The sequence below is a fragment of the Zhengella mangrovi genome (assembly GCF_002727065.1).
Classification (GTDB): Bacteria; Pseudomonadota; Alphaproteobacteria; order Rhizobiales; family Rhizobiaceae; genus Zhengella; species Zhengella mangrovi.
In genome coordinates this window covers 226,146-252,940 of the sequence record NZ_PDVP01000004.1, presented here as the reverse complement: position 1 = coordinate 252,940, position 26,795 = coordinate 226,146, and the positions used below count along the sequence as shown (strand labels likewise).

At 64.9% G+C, this 26,795-nt stretch carries 31 protein-coding genes; 15 read left to right on the top strand and 16 right to left on the bottom strand.

Annotated elements, in window-relative coordinates; genetic code table 11:
* Positions 1-49: 49 nt before the first annotated feature.
* The 3 genes from CSC94_RS10160 to CSC94_RS10150 all read right to left on the bottom strand — a co-directional run bounded on the left by CSC94_RS10160 (position 50) and on the right by CSC94_RS10150 (position 2,173).
* The gene (locus CSC94_RS10160) at positions 50-691 is read right to left on the bottom strand and encodes an MBL fold metallo-hydrolase (protein WP_099306214.1); all 642 of its coding nucleotides are present in this window, start codon (positions 689-691) and stop codon (positions 50-52) included.
* 136 nt (positions 692-827) lie between these two features.
* Positions 828-1,136 carry a hypothetical protein gene (locus CSC94_RS10155; RefSeq protein ID WP_099306213.1) on the bottom strand — a complete coding sequence of 103 codons (309 nt, stop codon included), beginning with the start codon at positions 1,134-1,136 and terminating at the stop codon, positions 828-830.
* Positions 1,137-1,282: 146 nt separating this feature from the next.
* Positions 1,283-2,173: a branched-chain amino acid aminotransferase gene (locus CSC94_RS10150; RefSeq protein WP_099306212.1), complete on the bottom strand. Its 891-nt coding sequence runs from the start codon at positions 2,171-2,173 to the stop codon at positions 1,283-1,285.
* 173 nt (positions 2,174-2,346) lie between these two features.
* On the opposite strand from CSC94_RS10150, the gene CSC94_RS10145 reads away from it, so the two are divergent.
* The 3 genes from CSC94_RS10145 (at position 2,347) to CSC94_RS10135 (ending at position 5,137) form a co-directional block, all read left to right on the top strand.
* Complete coding sequence (locus CSC94_RS10145) at positions 2,347-2,889, top strand: MarR family winged helix-turn-helix transcriptional regulator (RefSeq protein WP_099306211.1); 543 nt, start codon at positions 2,347-2,349, stop codon at positions 2,887-2,889.
* Between the two features lie 43 nt (positions 2,890-2,932).
* On the top strand, positions 2,933-3,649 hold the full coding sequence (locus tag CSC94_RS10140; RefSeq protein ID WP_099306210.1) for a response regulator: 717 nt from the start codon (positions 2,933-2,935) through the stop codon (positions 3,647-3,649).
* Between the two features lie 87 nt (positions 3,650-3,736).
* Entirely contained in the window at positions 3,737-5,137 is a 1,401-nt protein-coding gene (locus CSC94_RS10135) for an ATP-binding protein (RefSeq protein ID WP_099306209.1), read from the top strand.
* Between the two features lie 30 nt (positions 5,138-5,167).
* On the opposite strand, the gene CSC94_RS10130 is transcribed toward CSC94_RS10135, so the two are convergent.
* The 3 genes from CSC94_RS10130 to CSC94_RS10120 all read right to left on the bottom strand — a co-directional run bounded on the left by CSC94_RS10130 (position 5,168) and on the right by CSC94_RS10120 (position 8,904).
* Positions 5,168-5,575, bottom strand: a complete 408-nt coding sequence (locus CSC94_RS10130; RefSeq protein WP_099306208.1) for a c-type cytochrome — start codon at positions 5,573-5,575, stop codon at positions 5,168-5,170.
* Positions 5,576-5,660: 85 nt separating this feature from the next.
* Positions 5,661-7,250, bottom strand: coding sequence for a serine hydrolase (locus CSC94_RS10125; protein WP_099306207.1), 1,590 nt, complete (start codon positions 7,248-7,250; stop codon positions 5,661-5,663).
* A 178-nt stretch (positions 7,251-7,428) separates the two neighbouring features.
* Positions 7,429-8,904 carry a protein adenylyltransferase SelO gene (locus CSC94_RS10120; protein ID WP_099306206.1) on the bottom strand — a complete coding sequence of 492 codons (1,476 nt, stop codon included), beginning with the start codon at positions 8,902-8,904 and terminating at the stop codon, positions 7,429-7,431.
* Positions 8,905-9,024: 120 nt separating this feature from the next.
* On the opposite strand from CSC94_RS10120, the gene pgeF reads away from it, so the two are divergent.
* The 4 genes from pgeF to CSC94_RS10100 all read left to right on the top strand — a co-directional run bounded on the left by pgeF (position 9,025) and on the right by CSC94_RS10100 (position 12,624).
* Positions 9,025-9,819: a peptidoglycan editing factor PgeF gene (gene pgeF / locus CSC94_RS10115; RefSeq protein WP_099306205.1), complete on the top strand. Its 795-nt coding sequence runs from the start codon at positions 9,025-9,027 to the stop codon at positions 9,817-9,819.
* 2 nt (positions 9,820-9,821) lie between these two features.
* Positions 9,822-10,973, top strand: a complete 1,152-nt coding sequence (locus tag CSC94_RS10110) for a M24 family metallopeptidase (RefSeq protein WP_099306204.1) — start codon at positions 9,822-9,824, stop codon at positions 10,971-10,973.
* A gap of 49 nt (positions 10,974-11,022) precedes the next feature.
* Positions 11,023-11,589, top strand: coding sequence for a hypothetical protein (locus CSC94_RS10105; RefSeq protein WP_099306203.1), 567 nt, complete (start codon positions 11,023-11,025; stop codon positions 11,587-11,589).
* A 102-nt stretch (positions 11,590-11,691) separates the two neighbouring features.
* Positions 11,692-12,624, top strand: coding sequence for a ribose-phosphate pyrophosphokinase (locus CSC94_RS10100; protein WP_099306202.1), 933 nt, complete (start codon positions 11,692-11,694; stop codon positions 12,622-12,624).
* Here the strand turns inward: CSC94_RS10100 and chrA are convergent, their stop codons facing one another.
* Both chrA and CSC94_RS10090 read right to left on the bottom strand, forming a co-directional pair.
* Positions 12,625-13,938 (bottom strand): chromate efflux transporter, encoded by a 1,314-nt coding sequence (chrA, locus tag CSC94_RS10095; RefSeq protein WP_099306201.1) that lies wholly within the window; start codon positions 13,936-13,938, stop codon positions 12,625-12,627.
* A 121-nt stretch (positions 13,939-14,059) separates the two neighbouring features.
* Positions 14,060-14,464: a DUF7282 domain-containing protein gene (locus CSC94_RS10090; protein ID WP_133122863.1), complete on the bottom strand. Its 405-nt coding sequence runs from the start codon at positions 14,462-14,464 to the stop codon at positions 14,060-14,062.
* A 337-nt stretch (positions 14,465-14,801) separates the two neighbouring features.
* On the opposite strand from CSC94_RS10090, the gene CSC94_RS10085 reads away from it, so the two are divergent.
* Positions 14,802-15,446, top strand: a complete 645-nt coding sequence (locus CSC94_RS10085) for a 50S ribosomal protein L25/general stress protein Ctc (protein ID WP_099306199.1) — start codon at positions 14,802-14,804, stop codon at positions 15,444-15,446.
* 42 nt (positions 15,447-15,488) lie between these two features.
* On the top strand, positions 15,489-16,232 hold the full coding sequence (pth, locus tag CSC94_RS10080) for an aminoacyl-tRNA hydrolase (RefSeq protein ID WP_099306198.1): 744 nt from the start codon (positions 15,489-15,491) through the stop codon (positions 16,230-16,232).
* 18 nt (positions 16,233-16,250) lie between these two features.
* On the opposite strand, the gene CSC94_RS10075 is transcribed toward pth, so the two are convergent.
* Positions 16,251-16,790 (bottom strand): P-loop nucleotide/nucleoside kinase family protein, encoded by a 540-nt coding sequence (locus CSC94_RS10075; protein WP_342585952.1) that lies wholly within the window; start codon positions 16,788-16,790, stop codon positions 16,251-16,253.
* 228 nt (positions 16,791-17,018) lie between these two features.
* On the opposite strand from CSC94_RS10075, the gene ychF reads away from it, so the two are divergent.
* Positions 17,019-18,122 (top strand): redox-regulated ATPase YchF, encoded by a 1,104-nt coding sequence (gene ychF, locus CSC94_RS10070; protein ID WP_099306197.1) that lies wholly within the window; start codon positions 17,019-17,021, stop codon positions 18,120-18,122.
* 11 nt (positions 18,123-18,133) lie between these two features.
* Here ychF and CSC94_RS10065 read toward each other — a convergent pair whose 3' ends face one another.
* Complete coding sequence (locus tag CSC94_RS10065; protein ID WP_099306196.1) at positions 18,134-18,835, bottom strand: DUF599 domain-containing protein; 702 nt, start codon at positions 18,833-18,835, stop codon at positions 18,134-18,136.
* A 260-nt stretch (positions 18,836-19,095) separates the two neighbouring features.
* On the opposite strand from CSC94_RS10065, the gene CSC94_RS10060 reads away from it, so the two are divergent.
* Both CSC94_RS10060 and CSC94_RS10055 read left to right on the top strand, forming a co-directional pair.
* Positions 19,096-20,322: an APC family permease gene (locus CSC94_RS10060; protein ID WP_165784392.1), complete on the top strand. Its 1,227-nt coding sequence runs from the start codon at positions 19,096-19,098 to the stop codon at positions 20,320-20,322.
* Positions 20,323-20,457: 135 nt separating this feature from the next.
* Positions 20,458-20,682 carry a DUF2934 domain-containing protein gene (locus CSC94_RS10055; RefSeq protein WP_205853271.1) on the top strand — a complete coding sequence of 75 codons (225 nt, stop codon included), beginning with the start codon at positions 20,458-20,460 and terminating at the stop codon, positions 20,680-20,682.
* 83 nt (positions 20,683-20,765) lie between these two features.
* Here CSC94_RS10055 and CSC94_RS10050 read toward each other — a convergent pair whose 3' ends face one another.
* Positions 20,766-20,978: a YgaP family membrane protein gene (locus CSC94_RS10050; RefSeq protein ID WP_205853270.1), complete on the bottom strand. Its 213-nt coding sequence runs from the start codon at positions 20,976-20,978 to the stop codon at positions 20,766-20,768.
* A gap of 173 nt (positions 20,979-21,151) precedes the next feature.
* The gene (locus CSC94_RS10045) at positions 21,152-21,790 is read right to left on the bottom strand and encodes a Crp/Fnr family transcriptional regulator (RefSeq protein WP_099306193.1); all 639 of its coding nucleotides are present in this window, start codon (positions 21,788-21,790) and stop codon (positions 21,152-21,154) included.
* An 86-nt stretch (positions 21,791-21,876) separates the two neighbouring features.
* Between CSC94_RS10045 and CSC94_RS10040 the strand changes: the two genes are divergently transcribed.
* From CSC94_RS10040 to CSC94_RS10030, 3 genes are all read left to right on the top strand, one after another.
* Positions 21,877-22,344 carry a MaoC family dehydratase gene (locus tag CSC94_RS10040; RefSeq protein WP_099306192.1) on the top strand — a complete coding sequence of 156 codons (468 nt, stop codon included), beginning with the start codon at positions 21,877-21,879 and terminating at the stop codon, positions 22,342-22,344.
* Positions 22,341-22,826: a MaoC/PaaZ C-terminal domain-containing protein gene (locus CSC94_RS10035; RefSeq protein WP_342585951.1), complete on the top strand. Its 486-nt coding sequence runs from the start codon at positions 22,341-22,343 to the stop codon at positions 22,824-22,826. The genes CSC94_RS10040 and CSC94_RS10035 overlap by 4 nt, the downstream gene beginning before the upstream one ends.
* 102 nt (positions 22,827-22,928) lie before the next feature.
* Positions 22,929-23,366: a hypothetical protein gene (locus CSC94_RS10030; protein ID WP_099306191.1), complete on the top strand. Its 438-nt coding sequence runs from the start codon at positions 22,929-22,931 to the stop codon at positions 23,364-23,366.
* Positions 23,367-23,378: 12 nt separating this feature from the next.
* Here CSC94_RS10030 and CSC94_RS10025 read toward each other — a convergent pair whose 3' ends face one another.
* The 4 genes from CSC94_RS10025 to CSC94_RS10010 all read right to left on the bottom strand — a co-directional run bounded on the left by CSC94_RS10025 (position 23,379) and on the right by CSC94_RS10010 (position 26,781).
* Positions 23,379-23,912 (bottom strand): GNAT family N-acetyltransferase, encoded by a 534-nt coding sequence (locus CSC94_RS10025; protein WP_099306190.1) that lies wholly within the window; start codon positions 23,910-23,912, stop codon positions 23,379-23,381.
* On the bottom strand, positions 23,912-24,457 hold the full coding sequence (locus tag CSC94_RS10020; RefSeq protein WP_099306189.1) for an adenine phosphoribosyltransferase: 546 nt from the start codon (positions 24,455-24,457) through the stop codon (positions 23,912-23,914). The genes CSC94_RS10025 and CSC94_RS10020 overlap by 1 nt, the downstream gene beginning before the upstream one ends.
* Positions 24,458-24,588: 131 nt before the next feature.
* Entirely contained in the window at positions 24,589-25,452 is an 864-nt protein-coding gene (locus CSC94_RS10015; protein WP_099306257.1) for a cytochrome c1, read from the bottom strand.
* 27 nt (positions 25,453-25,479) lie between these two features.
* Complete coding sequence (locus CSC94_RS10010) at positions 25,480-26,781, bottom strand: cytochrome b (RefSeq protein WP_099306188.1); 1,302 nt, start codon at positions 26,779-26,781, stop codon at positions 25,480-25,482.
* Positions 26,782-26,795 lie beyond the last annotated feature (14 nt).

The window sequence follows — 26,795 nt, the reverse complement described above, 5'->3', positions numbered from 1 at the left end:
CGACCTCCTCCTCCCTGCCTCCGGCCCCGGTTTCGACCGGGGCTTTTTTTCAGGTCAGGAAGGGATTGGTCCGCCGCTCCTCGCCAAACCGTCCGCCGGGCCCGTGCCCGCAGAGGAATCCGACGTCGTCGCCGAGCGGGAAGAGCTTCTCCTTGATCGAACGGATCAGCTGCTCGTGATTGCCTCCCGGCAGATCGGTGCGCCCGATCGAGCCGCGAAACAGCACGTCGCCGACATGGGCAAACCGCGCCTTGTCGTTGAAGAACACCACGTGTCCCGGGGCATGGCCGGGGCAGTGAAGAACCTGGAAGTCATGCTCGCCGAAGGAAACCGTATCGCCATCCTCGAGCCAGCGATCCGGCGTCACGTTGCGGACGGCCCCTTCGAGACCGAACATCGCCGCCTGCTTCTCCAGCCCCTGGAGCAGCGGCGTATCGTCCCGGTGCGATCCCAGGATCTCGACGCCGAGCGCGTCCTTCAGTTCCATCGCGCCACCGGCATGGTCGATATGGCCATGCGTCAGCCAGATGGCCCCGATCGTGAGCCCGTTTTCGCGGATCGTTTCCAGGATCCGCTCCACGTCGCCGCCGGGATCGACCACGACACCTTCCTTCGTGTCACTGTCGAACAGGATCGTGCAATTCTGCTGGAATGCCGTGACGGGAATGATGCCGGCGTTCAATTGGCCCATGGGTCGGTCTCCTTGCCTCGCGATGCAAAGGCTTAACCGCAGCCCGCAGCGGCGTAAACCCGTCGCGCGGCCAGAACCTGTCGGGAGCGGACACCGTGCCGGCGCCCGCTCTGCCGCCAAGGGCAGGGAAACCCGTCTATTTCTTCATGGCGCCCATGACCGCGCCAAGCACGCCGGTCAGCACGCCGCCGCCGGCCACGCCGCCCACGGCATCACCCAGCAGGGCGCCAAGGTCCATGCCGCCGGCCATGTCGCCGCCACCGGCAGCGCCGAGCATGCCGCCGATCACCGGTCCCAGGGCCGTCCCGCCGGCGATGCCGCCGACAGCACCGGCCAGCAGCTTGGGAAGGAGGCCCATCGCGGCCGTCTTGACCAGATTACCGACGACACCGCCGCCAACCGCGCCCGAAATCGCCTGGATGATGAGTGGAACAAGTGCTTCCATGGATCTGACCCCGTCTTCGTTGTTCGGGGCGCGCCTGCCCCGTTGCGATGACAGGAGACCATGAGGAGGCGGAATATCAAAACGGGCAGGGGTAACTTACCGTTACACCCTGCCCGCGCGAAACCGTGAAACGGGAATGCCAGCCGCTATTCGGCCGCCATCTTCTTTGGCTGGACCTCGGCCATGTAGTCGTCGACCAGCGTGCGGGTGATCTCGCCGACCTCGAAGCTGTAAGGTCCGATTTCGGAGACCGGCGTCACTTCCGCCGCCGTCCCGGTCAGGAAGCACTGCTCGAAGCTATCCATCTCTTCCGGCATGATGACGCGTTCCACCACTTCGTAGCCACGCGCCTTGGCCAGGCCGATCACCGTCCGCCGGGTGATGCCGTCGAGGAAGCAGTCGGGAACTGGCGTATGGATGACGCCATCCTTGACGAAGAACACGTTGGCGCCGGTCGCCTCGGCCACCTGCCCGCGCCAGTCGAGCATCAGGGCGTCGGCATAGCCCTTGGCCTCAGCGGCATGCTTGGACAGCGTGCAGATCATGTAAAGGCCGGCGGCCTTCGATTTCGAGGGGGCCGTCCGCGGATCGGGCCGGCGGTACTCCGCCAGGTCCAGGCGAATGCCCTTGAGCCGCTGCTCGGGATTGAAGTAGCTCGGCCACTGCCAGATGGCGATGGCGAGGTTGATCTTGTTGGATTGCGCCGAAACGCCCATCATCTCCGAACCGCGCCAGGCGATCGGGCGCACGTAGGCATCTTGAAAGCCCTGCTTCTCCAGCAGCTGCCGGCAGGCGTCGTCGATCTCGGCGACCGACCACGGAATGGTGAAGCCGAGAATGCGCCCCGATTCGTGCAGCCGCTCGGTGTGCTCGGTCAGCTTGAAGATCTCGCCGCCATAGGCCCGCTCGCCCTCGAACACCGCGCTCGCATAATGCAGGCCATGGGTCAGAACGTGAATCTTCGCGTCAGCCCAGCGAACGAACTCGCCGTTCATCCAGATATGACCCTCGAGCTGATCGAACGGAACCGATGCCATCGCTATTACCCTCCCGGAACTGTGGTGACGCAGGCAAAAATGCCAGGCCGGACGATTGCCTCTAGCGACGTTTCGGGAAGAAAATTCCGGATCCGCCCGTCCGGCTTGCCTTATCGTGCACGACGTGGCGAAAACCTTGCCAAAAATTATCATTGCGCGTAATTTAAGTCAACATGACTGACATAATTTCAGATATCCAGCCTGCCGCCGGTGCCGCCGAGGGGTCGCATGCGCCGATCCGCTCCCCGCTCGAAGGATCGGAGGAAGGGCTCAATTTCGACCTGATCGAATTGCTCTTCTTTGCCTATCGGGACTTCACCTCCGATCCCGATGCCATCCTCGAACGCCAGGGGTTCGGCCGCGCCCATCACCGTGTCGTCCACTTCGTCAACCGCATGCCGGGCCTGACGGTGGCCGAACTTCTCGATGTGCTGAAGATCACCAAGCAGAGCCTGGCCCGCGTGCTCAAGCAGTTGATCGAGACGGGCCATGTGGTCCAGATCCCGGGACCGAAGGACCGCCGCCAGCGCGAACTCTACCCGACGGCCAAGGGACGTGCGCTGGCCCTCGCTTTGGCGCGGCCACAGTCCCGCCGCATCTCCAAGGCACTGGAGGAAACGGGCGCGGACAACCGTGCCGCGGTGGAGGAATTCCTGCGGGCCATGGTGGAGAAGGAACTGCGCCCGCAGTATGATCGCCTTCCCAAGGGACGTTGAGGCTGCGCCCCTTTCAGGTGGCGGAGCCGGGGAGACATTGCCGATGACGAGACAAGACGAGACCATGAACGGGCTCCTGCCCGACGATGCGCCGCACCTGCTTGTGGTTGACGACGACACCCGCATCCGTTCCCTGCTGGAACAGTTCCTCACCGCCGAGGGCATGCGCGTGACCACGGCCGCCACCGCCGCCGAGGCCCGCCGCCGTCTCGAAGGTCTCGACTTCGATCTGCTGATCGTCGATGTCATGATGCCCGGCGAGAATGGCGTCGACCTCACGCGTGGCCTGCGCGCCACGAAGGACGTGCCCATCCTCATGCTGACCGCCCTGTCAGAAACGGGAAACCGCATCGCCGGCCTCGAGGCCGGGGCGGACGACTACCTCGCCAAGCCGTTCGAGCCGCGCGAACTGGTCCTTCGCATCAACAACATCCTGCGCCGTGGCGCGCCGCCGCCGCAACTCAAGCCGGAGATGATCGTGTTCGGTCCCTACGCTTTCTCGATCGCCAGGCGCGAGTTGAAGAAGGGGACGGAGAGCATCCGGCTGACCGATCGCGAACAGGATATCCTGTGCCTGTTCGCCGAACGGCCGGGAGAGACCATTGCCCGGCACGAGTTGACCGGCAGCAGCACCGACGTCGGCGAGCGCACCGTCGACGTGCAGATCAACCGCCTCAGGCGCAAGATCGAGAAAGACCCTGCCAACCCGGTCTGGCTCCAGACGGTGCGCGGGCTCGGCTATCGCCTGTCGGTGGATTGATGCCGACCGGGTCTGCGCAAATCCGCTTCTCGTGTGCTATCCCCTTGGCAGGACGACGGACAGCACACCGCGGGCACGGATAGGGGCATGAGCAGCGACGGTACGGCAGGAAAGGACGAGGCAACGGTCCGGTTTCCGGGGCTGCGGAGCGTTCGCGACCGCTGGCGCCACTTCTGGCGCCAGGTGTCCCGGCGCATGCCGAAGCGGCTCTACGCCCGATCGCTCATCATCGTCATCGCCCCGATGATCCTGCTTCAGTCGGTGATTGCCTTCGTCTTCATGGAACGCCACTGGCAGACGGTGACCCAGCGCCTCTCCCAGGCCGTCACGCGTGATATCGCCGCCATTATCGACATGATCGAGACCTGGCCGGAAAAGGATCATGCCCAGGCGATCCGCATCGCCCAGGAGCGGCTGCAACTGAAGGCCGACCTGCTGCCGCCCGACCCGCTCCCGGCTCCCGGCCCCAAGCCGTTCTTTTCCATCCTCGACACCATTCTCTCCGAGGAGATCACCAAGCGGATCAACCGCCCGTTCTGGATCGATACGGTCGGCAATTCCAACGTGGTGGAAATCCGTATCCAGCTCGAGAACCAGGTCCTGCGTGTCTTCGCCCGGCGCAGCCAGGCCTACGCATCCAATACACACATCTTCCTGCTCTGGATGGTCGGTACCTCGCTGGTGCTTCTCTTCATCGCGGTTCTCTTCCTGCGCAACCAGATCCGCCCGATCCAGCAGCTTGCCGAGGCGGCGGAAGGCTTCGGCAAGGGCCGTCCCATGCCGGCCAACTTCCAGCCTCGCGGCGCCGAGGAAGTGCGCCGCGCCGGCCTCGCCTTCATCCTGATGCGCGAGCGCATCGAGCGCCAGATCGAGCAGCGCACCGCCATGCTCAACGGCGTCAGTCACGACCTGCGCACCATCCTGACCCGTTTCAGGCTGCAACTGGCCATCGCATCGCGCAAGATGGACGTGACCGCCATGGAGCAGGACGTGGCGGATATGCAGTCCATGCTGGAAGGCTACATGGCCTTCGCCCGCGGCGACACGGCCGAGGAAGCGGGCGAGTTCGATCTCGCGCCTTTCTTCGCCAAGCTGGAAGAGGAGGCACGCCTTCGCAAGCGCGTGCTTGAAACGAGGATCCGTGGCAATCCGCTGATCACGGTCAAGCCAACGGCCTTTTCCCGCCTTGTCAGCAACCTGACGACCAATGCGTTTCGCCACGCAGGCAAGGTCGAGGCGACGGCCGTTCACGCGGCCCGCACGCTGACGATCATGGTGGACGACGACGGCCCGGGCATCCCGGCCGATCGCCGGGAAGACGTCTTCAAGCCCTTCTTCCGCCTCGACGAGGCCCGCAACCAGGATGCCAGCGGCACCGGGCTCGGCCTGTCGATCGCACGCGACATCGCGCGCAGCCATGGCGGCGACATCACCCTCGACGACAGCCCGCTGGGCGGCCTCCGCGCCATCATCAAGCTGCCTGCCTGAGGGGAACGGGGCGCCGCCGCGCTGGCCTGCCTATTTCTGCTGGATTGACAGGACGAAGAACATCAGTTCGAGGACGCGTGAGCGCACCGCGAGATCCCGCTCGAAGCCTTCCTTGTCGGATGCCATGGTGAAACGGTCGCCCCACACAGGCATGTCGCGGGTGCCGTGACCGGCCACCACGCCGCGCCCGTCAATGACCTCCATGACCCGGATGAACGGGAAATCGCCGCCATTGTTCTTGGAAATCTGCGTCAGGTCGGCGGGAGCAATCTTGAGATATTGCGCCACCGGCCCGTCGCCCTTGCCTTCGATGCCATGGCAACTGGCGCACGACAGGCGGTATTCGGTATCCGTGATGCCGAAGGCCGAATCCGCCGCCCATGCCGACCCGGTCGCCAGGCAGAATCCAAGAGCCGTCACAAGATGAATCGCACGCATTCCAGATCCTCCTTTGATTGAGAATTCAGGATATTCGAATGCATACGGTTGGCGTTGACGGGTATCAATGAAGCCGCCCGGGCGCTCAGCCTTTGGGCAGGCCGCTGATGTAATGTCCGACCACGTTGATGATGGCGAGTTCGCGTTCCCAGCCCGGATCGCGGATCGGATCGAGGCCGAGTTGCGGATCGGCGGTCGTGACGACGACCATGCCGAGCGCCGGCACGAGCGCGATCAGTTGCCCGCCATGGCCCCAGGCGAAATGGATGTCCTGCTGCCCCGCCCGCGCCGACCACCACTGGTAACCGTAGCCGATGTCCCGGAGGTAGCGGCCGAGCTTCGGGGTAGTCCAGGCGTTCTGCGTGTAGCTTGCAAGCGAGGACCTGACCCAGTCGGCCGGGACCACCTGCCGGGATTTCCAGGTCCCGCCGTCTAGGTACAACTGCCCGAAGCGTGCCATGCTGCGCGCCGGGATCGACATTTCCCCCCAACCGATGCGGTAGCCGAGCGGCCCCTTCGTCCAGTTCGCCAGGGTCGCGCCGATCGGCTCGAACAGGTTCTGCCTGGCAAAGGGTTCCAGGTCGGTGTCGCAGGCGCGGGCCAGCGCGATGGCGAGGAGCTGCGAGGTCAGGTTGGAATAGCCGAACCGCGTCCCCGGATCGCCCAGCAGCGGGAAATCGGCGATGTGGCCAATCCAGTTCCATTTCCCGCTCATGAACAGCGCGTCGTGATGCTGTGGCGAATTGATCTCCATGGGAAATCCCGCCCGCATCTTTAGCATCTGCCGGAACGTGATCGCCCGCTTGCGGTCGTCGCGCACGGCGTCCGTCATCTCCGGAAACTGCGACAGCAGGGGCGCGTCCAGGTCGGGAGCACAGCCCTTTTCGACCGCGATCCCGTAGAGCGCTGACAGGAAACTCTTGGTGATCGAATGGCGGGTTGACGCCTGCTCGATGCCGCCCTCGTGGAAATAAGCCTCTCCGACGAGCGTACCGTCCCGGATCACCAACAGGCCCCAGAGATTGGCGAGATGAGAGGCCTCGAGGTAAAGCGCGGCCATGGCCTGCCGGTCCAGCCCGGCCTCTTGCGGGCTGGCGACGGGCCAGTCCCCTGCCCGCACGACCGGGTCGAACCGGACGTCCGCCAGCATCTCGGACGTCGGTGCGAGCATCGCGGCAATCGTCTGCCGGGCCGCGCGGATACGCGGCAGGTCGAGGACCAGACCCAGCGGCTTCAGGGCATTGCCGAGACCCGCGTAGACCGGCAGGTCGTCATCGAAATCCGCTGCCGCGATGTCGAGAGCCGAGGAGCCGTCGCCGTTGCGCTGGTACCGGTCAGCGCCGCCGGCAAGCAGCGCGGTCACGATCTCCGTCCGTCCGAGGAAAGCCGCGATGTGAAGCGGCGCGGATCCCTGGCCGTCGGTCGCCTCGAGATTCGCGCCCGCCGCGATCAGCATCCGCGCAATTTCGGTGCGCCCGAAGGTCGCCGCGACCGTCAGCGGCGTCGAGCCATAGGCATCGGCACTGTTGATATCGCTGCCGCTGTCGAGCATCCGGCGAACCTCGTCCGCATGGCCCTGCAGGATGGCGGCATGGAGGCTTTGCGAGGCGGCAGGCCCCACGGTCGGGAACAGGCACACCAGTGCGATGGCGAGGATCCTTGAAAGGAATGTCATCCGGCTTTCTCCCTGCGTTCACGTTGCGTGCAACCTTTGCAGCGTCTCCGGGGCATGCGGGAGCGCTGCCGGAAGGCCGATGAAGCGGCAAGAATATGCAACGCGGGCATCAGCGGCGTTGATGCGTGTCAACGAACGCCGATAAATGCCATGGCGCGGCCGGCTGCGGACGAAAGGATCAGGTTCCGCAGAACGTCGCCTGCACAACCTCGTGCGCCTGCGGCGGACTGGCATAGCCGGCGTGGTCCGGCTGGTCGGCATAGGGCCGCGCCAGCACCGCGTTCAGGTCATGAAAAGGCGCCAGGTCGCCGTCGAGTGCCGCGGCGATCACCGCCTCGATGCGGTGGTTGCGCGGGATGAAAGCCGGATTGGCCGCCTTCATTGCCGCAGTCCTCTGCTCATCGCTGCGCCCTTCCCGTTCGAGCCGCGCACGCCATTTCCCAGCCCAGCGGTCGAAGGCTGCGGGATCGACGAACAGCGACCGCGCCGCTTCGTCCGTCTGCGGACCGCCGTTTGCCGGCAGGTCCGACAGCGCGCGGAACAGGTTGGTATGGTCAGCCTCGTTGTCCGCCATGGCGGTCAGCAGATCGCGGGCAAGGGCGTCATCGTCGTCCTCGCTCCTCTCGAGCCCAAGCTTGGCATGAAGCACCCCGCCCATGGCCGCATTGAACCGGTCCGCGAACCCGTCGACGACCGCCTGCGCCTTCTCCACAGCCTTGTCCGTGTCACCGGCGATCACCGGCAGCAGCGCGGTCGCCAGTTGTGCCAGGTTCCACTGCGCGATGCCCGGCTGGTTGACGAAGGCATACCGCCCCTGCCGGTCGATCGAGGAATAGACCGTGCGTGGATGATAGGCATCCATGAACGCGCATGGCCCGTAGTCGATCGTCTCGCCCGAAACCAGCATGTTGTCGGTGTTCATCACGCCATGGATGAAGCCGACCCGCATCCACTCGGCGATCAGCCGCGCCTGTGCCGCTGCGACCGCGTCGAGGAGCGCCAGCGGCCGGTTTTCCGCTTCCATGCGATCCGGGTAATGGCGTGCCAGCGCATGATCGACCAGCAACCGCAGTGCCTCGCCATCCCGCCGGGCAGCGAAATACTGGAACGTGCCGACGCGGATGTGGCTGGAGGCAACGCGCGTGAACACGGCGCCGGGCAGGACGGTTTCCCGGACCACCGGCTCGCCGCTTGCCACCGCCGCCAGCGCCCGCGTGGTGGGAATGCCCAGCGCATGCATCGCTTCCGACACGATATACTCCCGCAGCACCGGGCCGAGCCACGCGCGGCCGTCGCCGCCCCGGGAAAATGGTGTCCGCCCGGAGCCCTTCAACTGGATGTCCCGGCGCAGGCCGTCGCGGCCGATCACCTCGCCGAGCAGGATGGCGCGGCCGTCACCAAGTTGCGGGACGAAGCCGCCGAACTGGTGACCAGCATAGGCTTGGGCCAGCGGCAGCGCGCCGTCCGGCACGCGATTGCCGGCGAGCATGGCGACCCCCTCCGCCGAAGCCAGCATGTCCACGTCCAGGCCGAGATCCGCAGCCAACGGCCTGTTCAGCGCGATCAGGCTCGGCTGCCCGACGGGCACCGGATCAAGCCTGGCATAGAAGCGGTCGGGCAGGCGCCCGTAGGAATTGTCGAAGGCGATGGTCATGTCACGGAAAATAGGATGACCGGCGCCGCCGGGAAAGGGGTGAGGCCGGATTCGGCGCATTGACTTTGGCCCTGCCCGTGGCCCAACATTCACCCGAACGAGGACACAACCAGGATTCGCATGACGAGGGCATTGAAACCGGAACCGGTCACGGCCGACCCGTTGACGGATGTTGCCGGTTCGGGAATCCGGCACGGCTTCTTCACACGCGCAGGTGGGGTATCCGGTGGCATCTACGCCGGGCTCAACGTTGGCCTGGGCTCCGATGATGAGCGGGCCGCCGTCGTCGAGAACCGGTCACGCGTGGCCGCTCACCTCGGCGTGGCCGAAGCCCACCTGGTATCGCCCTGGCAGGTCCATTCGCCCGACGTGGTCACCGTTGACCGGCCGTTCGAGGGCGATCGCCCGCGCGCCGACGGCATCGTGACCGCCACGCCGGGGCTTGCCATCGCGGTGGTGACCGCGGATTGCGGACCGATCCTGTTTGCCGATCCGAAGGCCCGGGTGATCGCCGCCGCCCACGCCGGATGGAAAGGAGCGCTGGACGGTGTCCTGGAAAACACGGTCGGCGCCATGGAAACCCTTGGTGCCCGCAGGGACGACATCGTCGCGGTTCTGGGGCCCTCGATCAGCCGCCATGCCTACGAGGTCGGGCCGGAGTTCGTCGAACGCTTCACCGCGGCCGATCCCGGCAACGCCCGCTGGTTCGGGCCGTCATCACGGCCCGGGCACGCCATGTTCGACCTGCAGGGTTACACGGTTGACCGCCTGATGAAGGCTGGCGTGCAGGCCTCCATGACGGGCCATTGCACGTATGACCGCGAACACGACTTCTATTCCTATCGCCGCAAGACCCACCGCGGCGAACCTGATTACGGCCGCCAGATGTCGGCGATTGTCCTGGAGGGAAACTAGCTATGGCATTGCATTTCGATGAAGCGGAATTCGCCGCCCGCCGCGACCGCCTCGCCATGGCCATGGCCGATTCGAAGCTGGATGCGGTTCTGCTCTTCGCCCAGGAGAGCATGTACTGGCTGACCGGATATGACACGTTCGGCTTCTGCTTCTTCCAGTGCCTGGTGGTCAAGGCCGATGGCGAGATGGTGCTGCTGACCCGCTCGGCCGACCTGCGCCAGGCGCGCCAGACCTCCAACGTGGAGAAGATCGTCATCTGGACGGATAGGGAGGGCGCCAATCCGGCGGTCAACCTGCGCGACTTGCTCAACGACCTCGATCTGCTCGGATGCCGCATCGGCGTCGAGTATGATACCCACGGGCTGACCGCTCACAACGGACGCCGTCTTGACGAACAGTTGCAGACCTTTGGCGACATCGTCGATGCCTCCGCCCTGGTGCCAGGCCTGCGCCTGATCAAGAGCCCGCAGGAGATCGAGAAGACCCGCAAGGCGGCCGCCCTGGCCGACGACGCGCTGGATGCGGCGCTCAAGCTCATCAAGCGCGGCGCTGACGAAGGCAGGATTCTCGCCGCCATGCAGGGCGCCATCTTCGAGGGCGGCGGCGACTACCCGGCCAACGAGTTCATCATCGGCTCCGGGGAAGATGCGCTTCTGTGCCGTTACAAGGCGGGCCGGCGCAAGCTCGCCGCCAACGACCAGCTGACGCTAGAATGGGCCGGCGTCTTTCATCACTACCACGCGGCCATGATGGAGACCGTGCTGACCGGCAAGGTGTCCAAGCGGCACCGGGAACTCTTCGAAGCGGCGCAGGCTGCGCTGGCCGCCGTCGAGAAGGCCATGATCCCCGGCAATACGTTCGGCGACGTCTTCGACGCCCACGCGAGGGCCATGGAGGCGCACGGCCTGACCAAGCATCGCCTCAATGCCTGCGGTTATTCGCTCGGCGCCCGCTTTACCCCGTCGTGGATGGAACGGCAGATGTTCTACGCCGGCAACCCCGAGCCGGTCGCCCCGGACCAGACCCTGTTCGCGCACATGATCATCATGGATTCCGACACCGGTACCGCCATGTGCCTTGGCAGGACCTACCTGACCACTGCCGGTGCACCGGAATCCCTGTCGCGGCATACACCAGACTTGATCGTACGCTGAGGGTGATGCAACAAGAACGGGCAGGAACGTTCGAATCGGGAGGCCAGCCATGGGGAAGACGCGTCGGATCGCCGCCGTGGCCAGTTTTCCGCTCCTGCTGGCCGCCTGCACGGCCCAGGAAACCCTGACACCCGAACGGCAGCCGGGAGAACGCGCCGCGTCGCTGGTTCCCGCGACCCAGGGAACGGCACAGCCCTCGACGCCCGGTATGGCCCCCGGTCTGGCCGATGTGCGGGTCCGCTTCGCGCCGATCGTCGGCTCCACGCTCGATGCGGTCACGCCGATGTCGCGCCGCATATCGCTTCGCGCCCGGGAAGCCGGGCTCCAGATCGTCCGGGCGGACGATCCGGCACAGACCCACTTGGTCAAGGGTTATTTCTCGGCCCTGGCCGATGCCGGCCAGACGACCGTCATCTACGTCTGGGATATCCTCGACGCCACGGGCAATCGCGTTCACCGCATCCAGGGCAAGCAGGTCGTGCCGGGCGAAGCCAATGCCGCCGATCCCTGGCAGGTCGTTCCTGCGGCGACGATGGAACAGATCGCCGACCTGATGATGCGCGAACTCGTCGCCTGGCTTTCAACCCATGCGCCCGGATCCGGGAACGCCGGTTAACGTTTTTTGTGTGTCTATCAGCGAATCGTCAGTTGAGCCCTTGCATTGCTGCTGAACGTGGCTAAAAGGCCGGTCATCGCCGATCGTCCCAGGGGCAAAGCCATGAAATTGTTCGCCGGCAACTCAAACCGCGTCCTTGCCGAAGCCGTGGCACGCTATCTGAACATCCCGCTCGGCAAGGCATCGGTCCGCCGGTTCGCCGATCAGGAGATCTTCGTCGAGATCAACGAGAACGTCCGCGGCGAGGATGTTTTCGTCCTTCAGTCGACCTCCTACCCGGCCAACGATCACCTGATGGAACTGCTCATCATGATCGACGCTTTCCGCCGCTCCTCCGCGCGACGGATCACCGCGGTCATCCCCTATTTCGGCTACGCCCGCCAGGACCGCAAGCCGGCCGCCCGCACGCCCATCTCGGCCAAGCTCGTTGCCAACCTGATCACCGAGGCCGGCGCCAACCGCGTGCTGACCCTCGATCTGCACGCCGGCCAGATCCAGGGCTTCTTCGACATTCCGACTGACAACCTCTACGCGGTTCCGGTGCTCGCCCGCGACGTGAAGGCCCACTACGACCTGTCAAACCTGATGGTCGTCTCGCCCGATGTCGGCGGCGTGGTCCGTGCCCGCGCGCTCGGCAAGCGCATCGACTCGCTGCTGGCCATCGTCGACAAGCGCCGCGAGCGCCCCGGCGAATCCGAGGTCATGAATGTCATCGGCGACGTGAGCGGCCGCGACTGCATCCTGATCGACGACATCATCGATTCCGGTGGCACGCTCTGCAATGCCGCCGACGCCCTGCTCAACAAGGGTGCCTCGTCCGTGACCGCCTACATCACCCATGGCGTCCTGTCGGGCGGCGCGGTCAACCGCATCACCTCGTCCAAGCTGAAGGAACTGGTGATCACCGACTCCATCCAGCCGACGGCGGCCGTGGAAGCGGCATCCAACATCCGCGTCATCTCGATCGCCGACCTGCTCGGCGAAGCGATTTCCCGTACCGCCTCGGAACAGTCGGTCTCCTCGCTGTTCGACTGATCACAGCGCGCGAATCCCGATCCCGAGAACACAGGCCGACGCGAGCACGACCGCGACGGGCCAGCGCAGGCTGAGGAGCGCGATTGCGCTTCCCGTGACAAGCACGCCCGCCGTGACATCCACCGTCGACAGCGCGGGCAGCGCAAGCTCGAAGGGCCCCCACGCCACCGGCTCCACCTTGCCGAAAATCACGTGCAGCCCGAACCAGAGGGCGAGGTTGGCGATGACGCCGACGACGGCGGCCGTGACACCCGAGAGGGCCGCGGAAAGCCATGCCACCTGCCGCAGGCGCTCCATGAACGGGGCACCGGCGAGAATCCAAAGGAAGCACGGGGCGAAGGTGAACCAGAGCGCCGTCACCGCGCCCGCCATTCCGCCGGCGAAAGGCCCGATGCCGGCAAGATGGCTGCCGCCGGCAAATCCGACGAAGACGAGAACGAGGATCAGCGGACCGGGTGTCGTTTCGGCGAGGCCGAGACCGGTCACCATGTCGCGGGCCGACAGCCATCCGTGCACCTCGACGGCCTGCTGGCCGACATAGGCGAGCACCGCGTAGGCCCCGCCGAAGGTGACCACCGCCGCCTTGGAGAAGAACAGCGCCATGCCGGAGAACACCGATCCGGGCAAGGCCAGCAGCAGCAGGACCAGCGGAACCATCCAGGCAGTTCCCCAGACCGCGATGGCCAGGAGGCTCTGCGGCCAGGCCGGCACCCCTGCATCCTCATCATCCTCCGAATCGCCGGCGTGGCGGCGCAACAGCAGGCAGCCGGCGATCGCGGCCGACAGGACGATCAGCGGAAACGGCACTTTCAGAAAGGCAATGGCCAGGAAGGACGTAAACGCAATCATCACCGGCACCGCGCCCTTCAGGGCGCGTTTCGACAATCGTACCAGCGCCTCGGCAACCAGTGCCAGTACTGCCGCCGACAGGCCGTGAAACACGCCTTCCACCACCGGCACGTCGCCGAGAAAGATGTAGAGGGCCGACAATGCGCACAGGATCACGAAACCCGGCAGGACGAAAAGCAGCCCGCCGATCAGTCCGCCCATCCACCCGGCCTTCAGCCAGCCGGCATAGGTCGCCAGTTGCATGGCTTCCGGACCCGGCAGGACCATGCAGAAATTGAGTGCATGCAGGAACCGGGACTCGCTCAGCCACCCCTTTTCCGTTACCAGGATGCGGTGCATCAGCGCGATCTGCCCAGCCGGCCCGCCGAACGACAGGAGCCCGATCCGACCGAAGGTGACCAGCAGGTCGCGATGGCCGGTCAATGCCCGCTCCGTGTCCGTTCTTGCCGGGTCGTCGCTGCTCATCCTGTCTCCCTGCCCTCGCCCTGTATCAGGCAGATGACACGGGTGCGGCCGTCAAGGCAAAAAGAAACGGGCGGCCCGAAGAGCCGCCCGTTTCCGCCACCCCGCAAGGTGGAGCCGGTGGTTACATGCCGGTCTTGAGCGGCACGACCACGGGCTTGTCGCCATTCATCACCGGCGTATCGACGTCCGTCGAACCCGGCCCGAAATCATACGTGGTATTGTCGTTCGTCTCGTAGTGCAGCATCAGCACCGGGTTGGCACCGATGTCACCCGTGAGGTCGATCGACAGATCCATGGTTTCACCGGGATCGATACGGATGTTGCCGATGGAATTGGGCGCGGCACCGGCGCCGTCGTTGTGGACCACGAGATAGCCTGTCCGGTTGATCTGGACACCGACACCGGTAATACGATTGCCTTCGACCTTGGCATTGGCGACGTCGATCGAGGGCGTGTAATTGGCTTCTCCCTGCGCCAGCGCCGGCACGGCGCTCAGCAAGGTGATGGCGGCGGCAGAAGCGATCATTTTCATCATCGTGGGAAACCTTTCGTTGGATTGGTTCTTCGTGACTGGCTCCTGCGGTTGGCGTTTGCCGTCGCGAGGAACACTGGACAGGCAACGGAGCGGCCGCCTGCATGTTCCGGAAAAGGCCAAAGCTTGCTTTTGTGGGAGGCTTCGGCTATGAGCGCCCGGTCCACGCAGACACCCTTGGAGGCAACGTGGACGTCGCGGCTCCCGCCCTTGCCTGGCAGAACGCGCTCCCTGAGGACAGGGAGGCGTGATCCGGCTGCGGAAACCGCGTCACGTCGGTCCGGCGGATATCGTCCGGGGCGGCGCTCCAGAAACATGAAAAGGACAAGCCATGAGCCACGAATCCTACGAGCTCGCGGCCGTCAAGCGCGATCGGGCAGGTAAGGGGTCCTCCCGTGCATTGCGGCGCAACGGCCAGATTCCCGCCGTCATCTACGGCGACAAGAAAGCCCCCGTTTCCATCGCCCTTCCCTACAAGGAAGTGCATCTGAAGATTCACGCTGGCGGTTTCATGACCACCATCGCCACGATCAACGTCGATGGCGAGAAGATCCAGGTCCTTCCGAAGGACTACCAGATGGATCCGGTGCGCGGCTTCACCACCCACGTCGATTTCCTGCGCGTCTCGCGCAACACGAAGGTGACCGTGGAAATCCCGGTTCACTTCCTCAACGAGGAAGCGGCCCCCGGCATCAAGCGTGGCGGCGTGCTCAACATCGTTCGCCACGAAGTCGAGGTGGAATGCCCGGCCAACGCGATCCCCGACGCGCTCGAGATCGACCTGACCGGCCTCGACATCGGTGACTCGGTCCACATTTCGTCGGTCAACCTGCCCAAGAGCGTGATCCCGACGATCACCGACCGCGACTTCACGATCGCCACCATTGCCGCTCCGGCCGGCCTCAAGTCCGAGGAAGCTGCCGAGGGTGAAGAAGGTGCCGAGACCGAGGTCGAGAACGGCGAAGACGAGGAATAAGCCGGATCCTGACCGATCCGGTCCAGCCCGGGAGGCCGGACCATGCTCATCTTTGCAGGTCTTGGAAATCCGGGCGCACGATATGCGAACAACCGGCACAACGCCGGTTTCATGGCGGCGGACGCGATTGCCCGCCGCCATTCGTTTTCGCCCTGGGCAAAGAAGTTCCAGGCCGAGATCTGCGAGGGCCATCTCGGCGGCGAAAAAGTGCTGTTGATGAAGCCGCAGACCTTCATGAACCTCTCCGGCCAGTCGGTTGGCGAGGCCATGCGCTTCTTCAAGCTGACGCCTGCCGACATCGCCGTTTTCTATGACGAGCTCGACCTTGCGCCGGGCAAGCTCCGCGTGAAGACCGGCGGCGGCCATGGCGGCCACAACGGCATCAAGTCGATGGATGCCCATTGCGGCAAGGATTACCGCCGCATCCGCATCGGCATCGGCCATCCGGGCGACCGCAACCTTGTCCACAACTGGGTGCTCGGCGATTTCGCCAAGGCGGATGGCGAATGGCTCGAACCCCTCATGGATGCCATCGCCGACGCAGCGCCCCTGCTCGCCAAGGGCGACGACGCCGGGTTCATGAACCGGGTGAGCGTCCTCACCCGCCCGCAGCACGCCGATGCCGGCAAGGCTGACGCTGCCCCGGCTGCCAGGTCTCCCGCCGCCGGCAAGTCGGCAAAGGGCCAGAGCCATATCCGTCAGGCCCGCCAGGGCAAGCCGCAGGTCAAGGTGCCCGAAAGCGGTCCCATGGCGGAGATGCTGAAAAAGCTGCTCGGACGGGACTGACTGCCGGCTGCGCCCGGTTCATCCCGGATTCCCGTGCGAGACGATGTTGAAGCCTTCCCCGGCCGTAGGTTCCACATAGTAACGGCTCATCCGGTGAAACTGCTCTTCAGTGACCGCAAACGGATGATCCCCGCCGGCGTTGCGCCGGGCCAGGCGGGCCAGGCAGACCTCGTCCGGCACCGTCAGCACGTGAAGCTGGTGCGCCGCTCCGGATGCCTCGAGGATGCCTCTCATCCAGTCGCGGTTGCCGACGGTATTGGCCGGAAAATCCAGAACGACCGACGTCCCCGCCTCGAGCAGCGCCGAAACGTGGGGGCCCATCACCGCGCGGAGCTTTCCCGAGCAGCGGACGTAGTCCGCGATCGTTGCCATCTGGTCGGAGAACAGCGCGTCGAGCCAATCGTCCTCGGCAATCAGGACGGTTCGCTCGGAACCGGCAAGCCGTGAAGCCAGCGTGGATTTACCCGCGGCGATCTTGCCGCACAGCATGTGCAATGTGGGGGAGGACTGAGACATGAGCGAAGACCTTGTCGAGCGCACGAGGCGCATGTGATCCATGGAAAGCGAAACCCGGCCTGCCGTCAGGCCGGGACCGTAATTCGGCCATGACGCCGAACGCCGTTTTTGCGGATCAAGGTCTTCATCGCTGCTGGTTGGCACAGGCGCAGCGGCCTGTCCAGCCTTGAGCGGGCAAGCGGAAATGCGCCATGGCGCGCCCTTGACCTTTGACGCCCTGTCCCGCATAGCCTTCGGCAAAAATCAGACACCATCCGGCAGGCTTTTTCCATGGGCTTCAAATGCGGCATCGTCGGGCTTCCCAATGTGGGCAAGTCCACTCTCTTCAACGCGCTGACCAAGACAGCGGCCGCCCAGGCGGCAAACTATCCCTTCTGCACCATCGAGCCGAACACCGGCGAAGTAGCGGTGCCTGATCCGCGCCTTTACCAGATCGCGAAGATCGCCGGCTCGAAGGAAATCATCCCGACGCGCATTTCCTTCGTCGACATCGCCGGCCTCGTGCGCGGCGCATCGAAAGGCGAAGGGCTCGGCAACCAGTTCCTTGCCAACATTCGCGAGGTGGACGCCATCGTCCACGTGCTGCGCTGCTTCGAGGATGACGACATCACCCATGTCGAAGGCCGGATCGATCCCGTCGCCGATGCGGAGACGGTGGAAACCGAACTCATGCTGGCAGACCTGGAGAGCCTGGAGCGGCGCGCTGTCAACGTGCGCAAGCGGGCCCAGGCCAAGGACAAGGAAAGCATGACCGTACTGCCGATGATGGAGCAGGCCATCGCGCTTCTCAACGAGGGCAAGCCGGTGCGTCTGCTGCGCAAGGACATCGCGCACGAGGACCTCGCCATCCTGGAAGGCCTCAACCTGCTCACTTCCCACCCCGTGCTCTACGTCTGCAACGTGGCCGAGGGCGATGCAGCCACGGGCAACGAGCATACACGCGCTGTCGAGGCCATGGCCGCGGCACAGGGCGCTTCCACCATCATCATTTCCGCGGCCATCGAGGCCGAGGTCGCCCAGTTGTCCGATGACGAGGCCAGGGAATTCCTAGCCGAAATGGGTCTCGAGGAGCCGGGTCTCGACCGGCTGATCCGCGCCGGCTACGACCTCCTCCATCTCATCACCTATTTCACCGTCGGGCCGAAGGAGGCCCGGGCCTGGACGGTGGAACGCGGCACCAAGGCGCCGGCCGCCGCCGGTGTCATCCACACCGACTTCGAGCGCGGCTTCATCCGCGCCAACACGATCGCCTTTGCCGATTTCGTGGCCTTGGGCGGTGAACAGGCGGCCAAGGAAGCCGGCAAGGCGCGAGACGAAGGCAAGGAATACGTCGTCCAGGACGGCGACATCATGCACTTCCGTTTCAACACCTGACCGGGTCCCGCTCAGTCGGGATCACCGGCAATCGCGCGCCGGGCGTTGGAAAAGAACTGCCGGCGCACCAGCACCGCGATGACGAACAGCGTCGACCCGATCAACGCACCCGGGCCGGCAAACCATCCCAGGTAGGCAAGCGCCATGAACAGCCCGCGCTGCCCGGCCGTGAAATGCCGGCCGGCCAGGATGTTCATCTCGCCGGCCTGCATGGCTTGCCGCCGGCGCGTTTCAGCATCGGCATCCGATGGCTGCGGCACGCTGCCCACCAGGATCGAACAGTAGTTGAACAGCCGGTAGGACCAGCCGAACTTGAAGAACGCATAGACGTAGATCAGCGTGAGTCCGACCAGTTTCAGTTCGAACAGCGTACGGCTGACGCCTCCCACCAGCGGCAGGTCCTGGAACAGCCGCAGCGCCTGCTCGGTCGCCCCCATCGCGGCGAAGCAACCGCCGATGGCCAGCATCGCCACGGTGCCGAAATAGGCTGCGCCCTGCTGCAGCCCGCTCAGCACCGCGGTATCGACCATGCGCATATCGCGCTCGGCCATTACCAGCATCCAGGCGGCCCGGCGGCGCGCCATCAGGCCGGACAGGCTCCGGTGCTTCAGAGGCGTGTGGTCAACGGCCAGTTCGAATGCAAGCCAGGCTGCCACGAACCCCAGCAGGGCAGCAAGATCGGCACTGCCGATCACGTCTTTCAGTCCGCTCATTACCAGGGCATCTCCGATGCTTGCCAGATGGCGATGCTAAAGCAATTCCAGCAAAAGTGGGAACCGGTTTTGCGTCCGGGATTGCGCGAGGAAAGAGCCAATTCCGGCAAAAGTGGGAACCGGTTTTGCGTCCGGGGTTGCGTCAGGACAACAGGATAAAGGCTTAAAGGGATGGGGAGAAAAGCGCGAAGGCTCCAGCGCGGACACCGGCCTTGATCCGGATCATGGCCAGCCCGCGCGGCGCCGCGATACTGGCACACATGAGCACATCTGAGAAACCGGTTCTGAACCGCTCGCTGACCCTGCCGCTGCTGGTCTTCTACGGCGTCGGCGTGACAGTGGGCGCGGGCATATTCGCACTGGTCGGCGAGATCCTGGCACTGGCCGGGGATCGCGCGCCACTGGCCTTCCTGCTGGCCGGCGTCATTGCCGGCGCCACAGGCCTGTCCTACGCCCTTCTGGTCCGCGTCTTTCCGCGCGCCGGCGGCGAAGCTGTCTTCGTCAACCGCGGCCTCGGATCGCTTGCCGGACGCTTGGTCGGCCTTGGCGTCGTCGTCACCGGCATCGTGTCCAGCGCCGTCATCGCCCTGGCCTTTGCAGGCTATGTCCGCTCCCTCGCTCCCGTTCCCGCGCCGCTGCTGACCGCCGGCATCGTTGTCGTGCTGGCGCTGGTCGCATGGTGGGGGGTCCGCGAAAGCGTGATCTTCGCGGCGGTCATCACCGTTCTGGAAGTCGGCACGCTGCTGGTGATCGTCCTGGCCGGCCTGCCCTTGCTGGGCGATGGCGAACGGCTGTTGCTGGCCTTCACACCGTCGGCCGACCTCGCCGTCATGGCGCCCGTGCTGTCCGCGGCCGTGATCGCCTTCTTCGCTTTCATCGGTTTCGAGGACATCGAGAACATGGCCGAGGAGACGCGGGAACCGGAGCGCACCGCGCCGCGCGCCATCCTTCTCACCTTGGGCGCCACCATGGTCATCTATGTCGCGCTCGCCGCCATCGCGACGCTCATGCCCGACCGGTCCGCCATCACCGGTTCCGCCGCTCCGGTGGCCGTGATGTTCGAGCGCATCACCGGCTGGCCTGGCCAACCGGTCGCCGCCATTGCCGCGATCGCCATGATCAACGGCATCCTCGTTCAGATCATCATGGCCGCCCGCGTGCTCTACGGCATGGCCAATGAAGGCCTGATCCCGCGGTGGTTCGCCAGCGTGGATCCCGTCCACAAGACCCCCGCACGCGCCACCTGGGCCGTGGCGGTCATCATTATCGCCCTCGCCCTCCTCTTTCCGCTTGTCCGCCTTGCGGAGGCGACGAGCCTGGTCACCCTGGCCGTCTTTACCCTGGTCAACCTGTCGCTGTTCTTCATCGGCACGCGCCAGCCGGAAACCGGTTTGCGGGCCTGGCGCTGGTGGGGACTCGCCGGCGCGGCCATTTCCGCGGCCCTGGCCGTCTGGCAGGTGGCGGCCGGTTTGTCTGGCGGCCATTGATACGCCACGCCATTTCGCAGTTGCGAAATGCCGGCAAATCAGATTCTTATCGATGGATCAGTCTGACCTTGCGTAACCGGATCCGCTGTCCGGCCTGTTCTGCGTTCCCCCGCATAGTCACAACAGGAGAAACAAATGCCCGTGACCGAGGAAGATAAAATCCGCGAACGCGCCTACTTCCGGTGGTTGGAAGAAGGCTGCCCCGATGGGCGCGCCGAGGACCATTGGCACGAAGCTGCCGGCGCACTGCGCGGGATGGCTGCAGCCATGAAGGCAGAGCCGAAGGCCGCGAAAAAGACCAGGGCCGGTGCGGCAGCAAAGCGCACCACTGCAACGCGCCGCAAGAAAGCCGCGGCCTGACGGCACGGGCATCCGTTGGGCGCCGCTGACGCCGCCGGCATCGGCCAGTCGCAACCGGCCGGCCGGTCCGCGTCAAAAGGCGATCAGGCCTTCTTCACCCCGCAGGTGTTGATGCCGAGAATGGAATATGGCGGGCACCAGCCTAGCACGGCCGTGGCCAGCATGACAACGCCCACGATGAGCGCCACCCAGGCCCACACGCCCGTTGCCGTGCCCATGAAATACAGCGCCAGCAGCACGATTCCGACGATTGCTCGAATAGCGCGATCCGCGCTGCCCACGTTGGTCTTGAACATCACAGGCTCTCCTTGCTCTGGTTGCCACCGCCCTGCGGCCACGCGGCCATCCCGGGCGGATCCATAAGAAAGCATGACAGCTTCAGGCCGCTGTTTCAGTGACAAGATCACCAAGCGATCAATCCGGATGGGATTTTTAAGCATTTCCTCGAAGACCGGAAATGCTCCAGCCGTTACTCGCCTTCGGCAAGATGCCGCAACCCCGGGCGGTCGGCCACACGGATCAGGCCACGGTCGAGTTCGACCAGCCCGCGCGACCGCAGGGCTTCCAGCCGCCGGGACACCACTTCCCGCGCCGAACCGATGGCCGAGGCCAGCGCCTGGTGGGTCAGGTGCACCGTCCCGTCTTCGCCGGCCCGCTCGATGAGGACACGCGCCAGCCGCTGCTCCACGCGCACGAAGGCGACTTGTTCGAGTAGCCGCGTCACGTCGTTCAGCCGCCCCGCGAAGGATCGGAACACGAAGGCACGGAAAGGCGCGGAGTTCTCCATCAGCGCCATGAAATCCCCGCGCGGCAGCACGCTGAAGGCAATCGGCGTCTCCGCGATCCCCTCGCCGGTATAGGCTTCACCGCCAAGCAGGCCGAGCGTGGTCTGGATGCAGGTCTGGCCCCGCTCCACCGAATAGAGCAGGATGTCGCGTCCCGAACGGCCGGTCAGGTAGACCCCGATCCGCCCCTCGTGGACCAGGACGAAACCGGCCGCGTCGTCCCCGGGCCGGAACAGCACCGTGCCGGCATCGGCGCGCGAGACGGCGAGCCGCTCGAGGCTGGCCTTGGTTGCGGCATCGAGACCGTCCGTGGCAACGTCCATCCATCTGGTCCTTGTTGTCATTCAAGGGCTTGCGCCAAGGTATGGCATGGCTATTGTTTGCGGCCAACATAACTTGGAACGTTTTGATGACCGACTCGATTCTCGCCTACGAGGATTTCCAGCCGGATATGGAAATCGCATTGGGCAGCTACGCTGTGTCCGCCGAAGAGATCAAGGATTTTGCCGGACGCTACGACCCCCAGCCCATGCACCTGGACGAGGAAGCCGCCGCGGGAAGCCTGCTGGGCGGTCTTTCGGCCTCCGGCTGGCATACGGTCGCCATCGCCATGCGTCTCATGTGCGACGGTTTCATTCTCCGGTCCACGTCACAGGGCGCCCCCGGCGTCGATTACCTGAACTGGAAGCGTCCCGTCTTTGCCGGCGACACCCTGAGCGGCATATCGCGCGTCCTCTCCAAGCGGAAATCCGGCTCCCGGCCCGGGCTGGGCTTCGTTCAGGTGAAAAGCGAGTTCTACAACCAGAATGGCGATCTGGTGTGCGAGATGGAGAATGCCGGCATCATGGCGCTCCGCGATCCGGAGGCTGCCGAATGATGACGCTTGAGGAGAAGCTGGCGGTCGGTACGGTCCATCAACTGGGCCAGCACACTTTCACGCCGGCCGAGATCGTCGAGTTTGCATCCCGTTACGATCCGCAGCGCTTTCACCTCAGCGAGGAGGAAGCCGCCAAGACCCATTTCGGCCGCCTCTGTGCCTCCGGGTGGCACACGGCCGCCATCTGGATGAGCCGCAATGTCGCCGCCGACAAGGTCATGGCCGAGCGTCTTCGCGCTGCCGGCGAGACACCGGTCGAATTCGGTCCCGCCCTCGGCCTGAAGAACGTGCGCTGGACCGCGCCGGTCTATGCCGGCGACACGATTTCCTTCACCCGGTCCTTCCTGAAGCTTCGCCCCCTGGACAAGCGGCCCGGCTGGTTCCTCGCCTCCAAGCACTGTGAAGCCTATGACAGCCGCACCAGGAAGGTGATGGAATTCGACAGCGCCCAGATGGTGCGCAACGGCGACGCAACCGCCTGAAAAGATCGTCAAGACGTCACCGGCATCTGCACGCCGGCTGCAATTGTCCCCCGTACAAGGCTCCTGTCACCGCACCAAGGCGGATCAGAAGGAGCCCTGCCCGTGATTATCGTTTTCACCGTCATCACCCGTTGCCTGGCGGCCTATGCCGTGGCCGTCGTCGTCTCGTCGCAAAGCGCGCTGCTCTTCATCCAGGCGGCAAGCAGCCATACCCATGGCAAGTCCGGCTTTCTCGACGCATTCCCGGCAGGAAACCTGCTGGCCCTGATGATGACCGGCATATACTCGCTGCTGCCAGCATTCGCAGCCATCGCGTTGGCGGAAGTCCGCGGGTGGAGGCACCCGGCCTATTTCGCGGTCACGGGCGCGCTGACCGCCGCCGCGGCTTTGAGCCTGGAAGAGGGAAGCAACCTGCTCGCCGCGCCCGACATGCTGGTTCCCTGCATGACCGGCGGCTTGCTCGGCGGTTTGGCCTATATCGCGGTCCTGAATCGCATGGAAATCCGCACCCTTTCCACTCGGAAGCTTGCAACAGGGTAAGGCGGCGCGCGATCAGGGAAGCCAGAGCGCCGGCTGCATCCATGGTGCAGGCAGGGAAACGGCCTCTGCCCCCTCGCCCTCGACGTCCCCTGCCAGTCCTTTCGACTGCCACGCGCCCTGCCATTCTGCCGGCAGGTCGTATGGCGGCCGGATATCCGGTTCCGGCCGGAACCCGATGCGGCCGTAATAGGCCGGGTCACCCAGCACGAGAACCCGCCGGATGCCCCGGGCACCAAGCCGAGCGAAACCCTCTGTCACGAGGACGGTGCCGACACCCTGACGCTGGTGGTCGGGCGCCACGCAGAGCGGGCCGAGAAGCGCGACAGGCATCCTGGCCGCACCGGCCGTGCCCTCGGTGAACAGACAATGCCCCGCCAGCACGCCACCTTGCCACGCGGCGAGCGACAGGACGCCCGCAGGCAAGTCCAGCAGGGCAGACACGAGCGGCGTCTGGTCCTCGTCCGGGAAGGCTTGCGGATAGAGTTCCAGGACCGCGGCACGGTCGGCTGGACCCGTCTCGCTTACGGACAGGCCGTCACGCGGCATCAGTCGCCCTCGAACTCGACGAGCGTGCGCACGGAGACGCCAAGCGCTTCCAGTTTCCGGCGCCCCCCGAGATCCGGCAGATCGATGACGAAACAGGCAGCCACGACGTCTGCACCCAGCGTCTGCAGCAGCTTCACCGCGCCTTCGGCGGTGCCGCCCGTGGCGATCAGGTCATCGACCAGGATCACCTTGTCGCCGGGGCGCACAGCGTCCTTGTGCATCTCCATCTCGTCGACCCCGTATTCGAGGCTGTAGGCGATGGAAACCGTTTCGTGCGGGAGCTTGCCCTTCTTCCGGATCGGGACGAAGCCGGAGGACAACTGGTGCGCCATGGCGCCGCCCAGAATGAAGCCGCGAGCCTCGATCCCCGCGATATGGTCGATCTTCGACCCGGCCCAGGGATGCACGAGTTCGTCCACGGAGCGGCGGAACGCCCGCGCGTCGCCCAGCAGGGTCGTGATGTCGCGGAAGACGATGCCCGGCTTGGGATAGTCGTGGATGGCGCGGATGGAGTCGCGAAGCGTATCGGCGAGCGAACGGTTCATGGAAGCCCCTTGTCTTGCAATGTCGGCAGGCCGGTACGCGTCCGGCACGCTCTTTGTGGCCTGTCCGTTCCCAAAAGAAAAGGGCGCCCGTGGAGCGCCCTTTCCGAATTGCAGTGCACCGGCCGCAAGGCTCAGTGATCGACGTTCGACCACACCTTGCGCTTGGTCAGGTACAGGAGACCCGCAAAGACCAGCATGAACATCATGACCCGGAAGCCTGTCTTCTTGCGGTCTTCCAGCTTGGGCTCCGCTGCCCACATCATGAAGGCCGCCACGTCGTGGGAATACTGTTCCAGCGTTTCCGGCGACCCGTCGTCGAAGGAGACGACGCCGTCGTCGATCGGCTGCGCCATGGCCAGCGACTTGCCCGCGATGAAATACGGGTTGTAGTGGGTGCCCTCGGGGATCTCCATGCCTTCCGGCGGCTGCTCGTTGTAGCCGGTCAGCAGGGCATGGATGTAGTCGGGTCCCTGCTCCTGGTACATGGTGAAGACATCGAAGATGAAGTTCGGGAAGCCGCGCTCCACCGCCCGCGCCTTGGCAAGCAGCGAGAAGTCCGGCGGGGCGGCGCCGTTGTTCGCCGCGGCTGCAGCCTCGACATTCGGGAACGGCGACGGAAAGTAGTCCGACGGCTTGGCCGCGCGGGTGAACATCTCGCCGTCCCCGTTCGGGCCGTCCTCGACCTCGTACTCGGCGGCAAAGGCCTTCACCTGGTCTTCGGAATAGCCAAGCTCTTCCAGGTCACGGAAGGCCACGCGCTTCATCGAGTGACACGCCGAGCAGACTTCCTTGTAGATCTTCAGCCCGCGCTGGAGCTGGGCCTTGTCGTAGTGCCCGAACGGACCGGCAAAGCTCCATTCCTGGTATGCCGGCTTCTTGATCGGGAAATGCGTTGGTTCGGCAGCCGAATGGCCGCCCTCTTCCGCGCCGAGGGCGCCGGTGACGAGGGCCATGCCCAGTCCGAGAGCCGCGAAACCCTTGAGGATCGTTTTCATCATTCAGTCCTTTTCAAGCCTTGCGTCTCAGCCCTTGGTTTCCGGCGCCGCAGCGGCACCGGCCGGCTGCGCGTGTGCCCCGCCCTTGTTCTTCTCCAGGACTGCCTCGGTGATGGAATTCGGCAGCCGCTTCGGCGTCTCGATCAGGCCCAGAACCGGCATGATGATCAGGAAGAAGCAAAAATAGTAGAGCGTCGCGATCTGGGCCATCGTCACGTAGGTGCCTTCAGCCGGACGCGAACCGAGCCAGCCGAGGAAGATGGTGTCGATCACGAAGAGCCAGAAGAACAGCTTGTACCAGGGCCGGTAAGCGGCCGAGCGCACCTTCGACGTGTCCAGCCAGGGCAGGACGAACAGCACGGCGATCGAGCCGAACATGGCGATGACGCCGCCGAGCTTGGAGTCGATCGGTCCGATGTTGAACGTGATGCCGCGCAGGATGGCGTAGAACGGCAGGAAGTACCATTCGGGCACGATATGCGCCGGCGTCTTCAGCGGGTCGGCAACGATGTAGTTGTCCGGGTGGCCGAGGAAGTTCGGCATGTAGAACACGAAATAGGCGAAGACGGCCAGGAAGACGACCATGGCAAAGGCGTCCTTGATCGTCGCGTACGGCGTGAACGCCACCGTGTCGGTCTTGTGCTTCACCTCGATGCCCGTCGGGTTGGTCTGCCCGGTCACGTGCAGCGCCCAGACGTGCAGGATGACCACGCCGACCAGCATGAAGGGCAGCAGGTAGTGCAGCGAGAAGAAGCGGTTGAGCGTCGGGTTGTCCACCGCGAAGCCGCCGAGCAGGAACTGCTGGATCGATTCGCCGATCACCGGGAAGGCGGTGAAGAAGCCGGTGATGACCGTCGCGCCCCAGAAGGACATCTGGCCCCAGGGCAGAACGTAGCCCATGAAGGCCGTCGCCATCATCAGGAAGAAGATCAGCACGCCGAGGATCCACAGCAGCTCGCGCGGCGCCTTGTAGGAGCCGTAGTAGAGACCGCGATAGATGTGGATGTACACGGCGACGAAGAAGAACGACGCGCCGTTGGCGTGCATGTAGCGCAGCAGCCAGCCGGAGTTGACGTCGCGCATGATCTTCTCGACGGATTCGAACGCCAGGCCGGTGTTCGCCGCGTAGTGCATGGCCAGCACGACGCCGGTCAGGATCTGGATGACCAGCATGATCGCGAGGATGCCGCCAAACGTGTAGGCGTAATTCAGGTTGCGCGGAACCGGAAAGGCGACAAAGGAATCATAGGCAAGCCGCGGCAGCGGCATGCGTGCATCGATCCACTTCTCGATGCCGGTTTTCGGCGTGTAGCTGGAATGTCCGCTCATTTGTACTGTCCCTG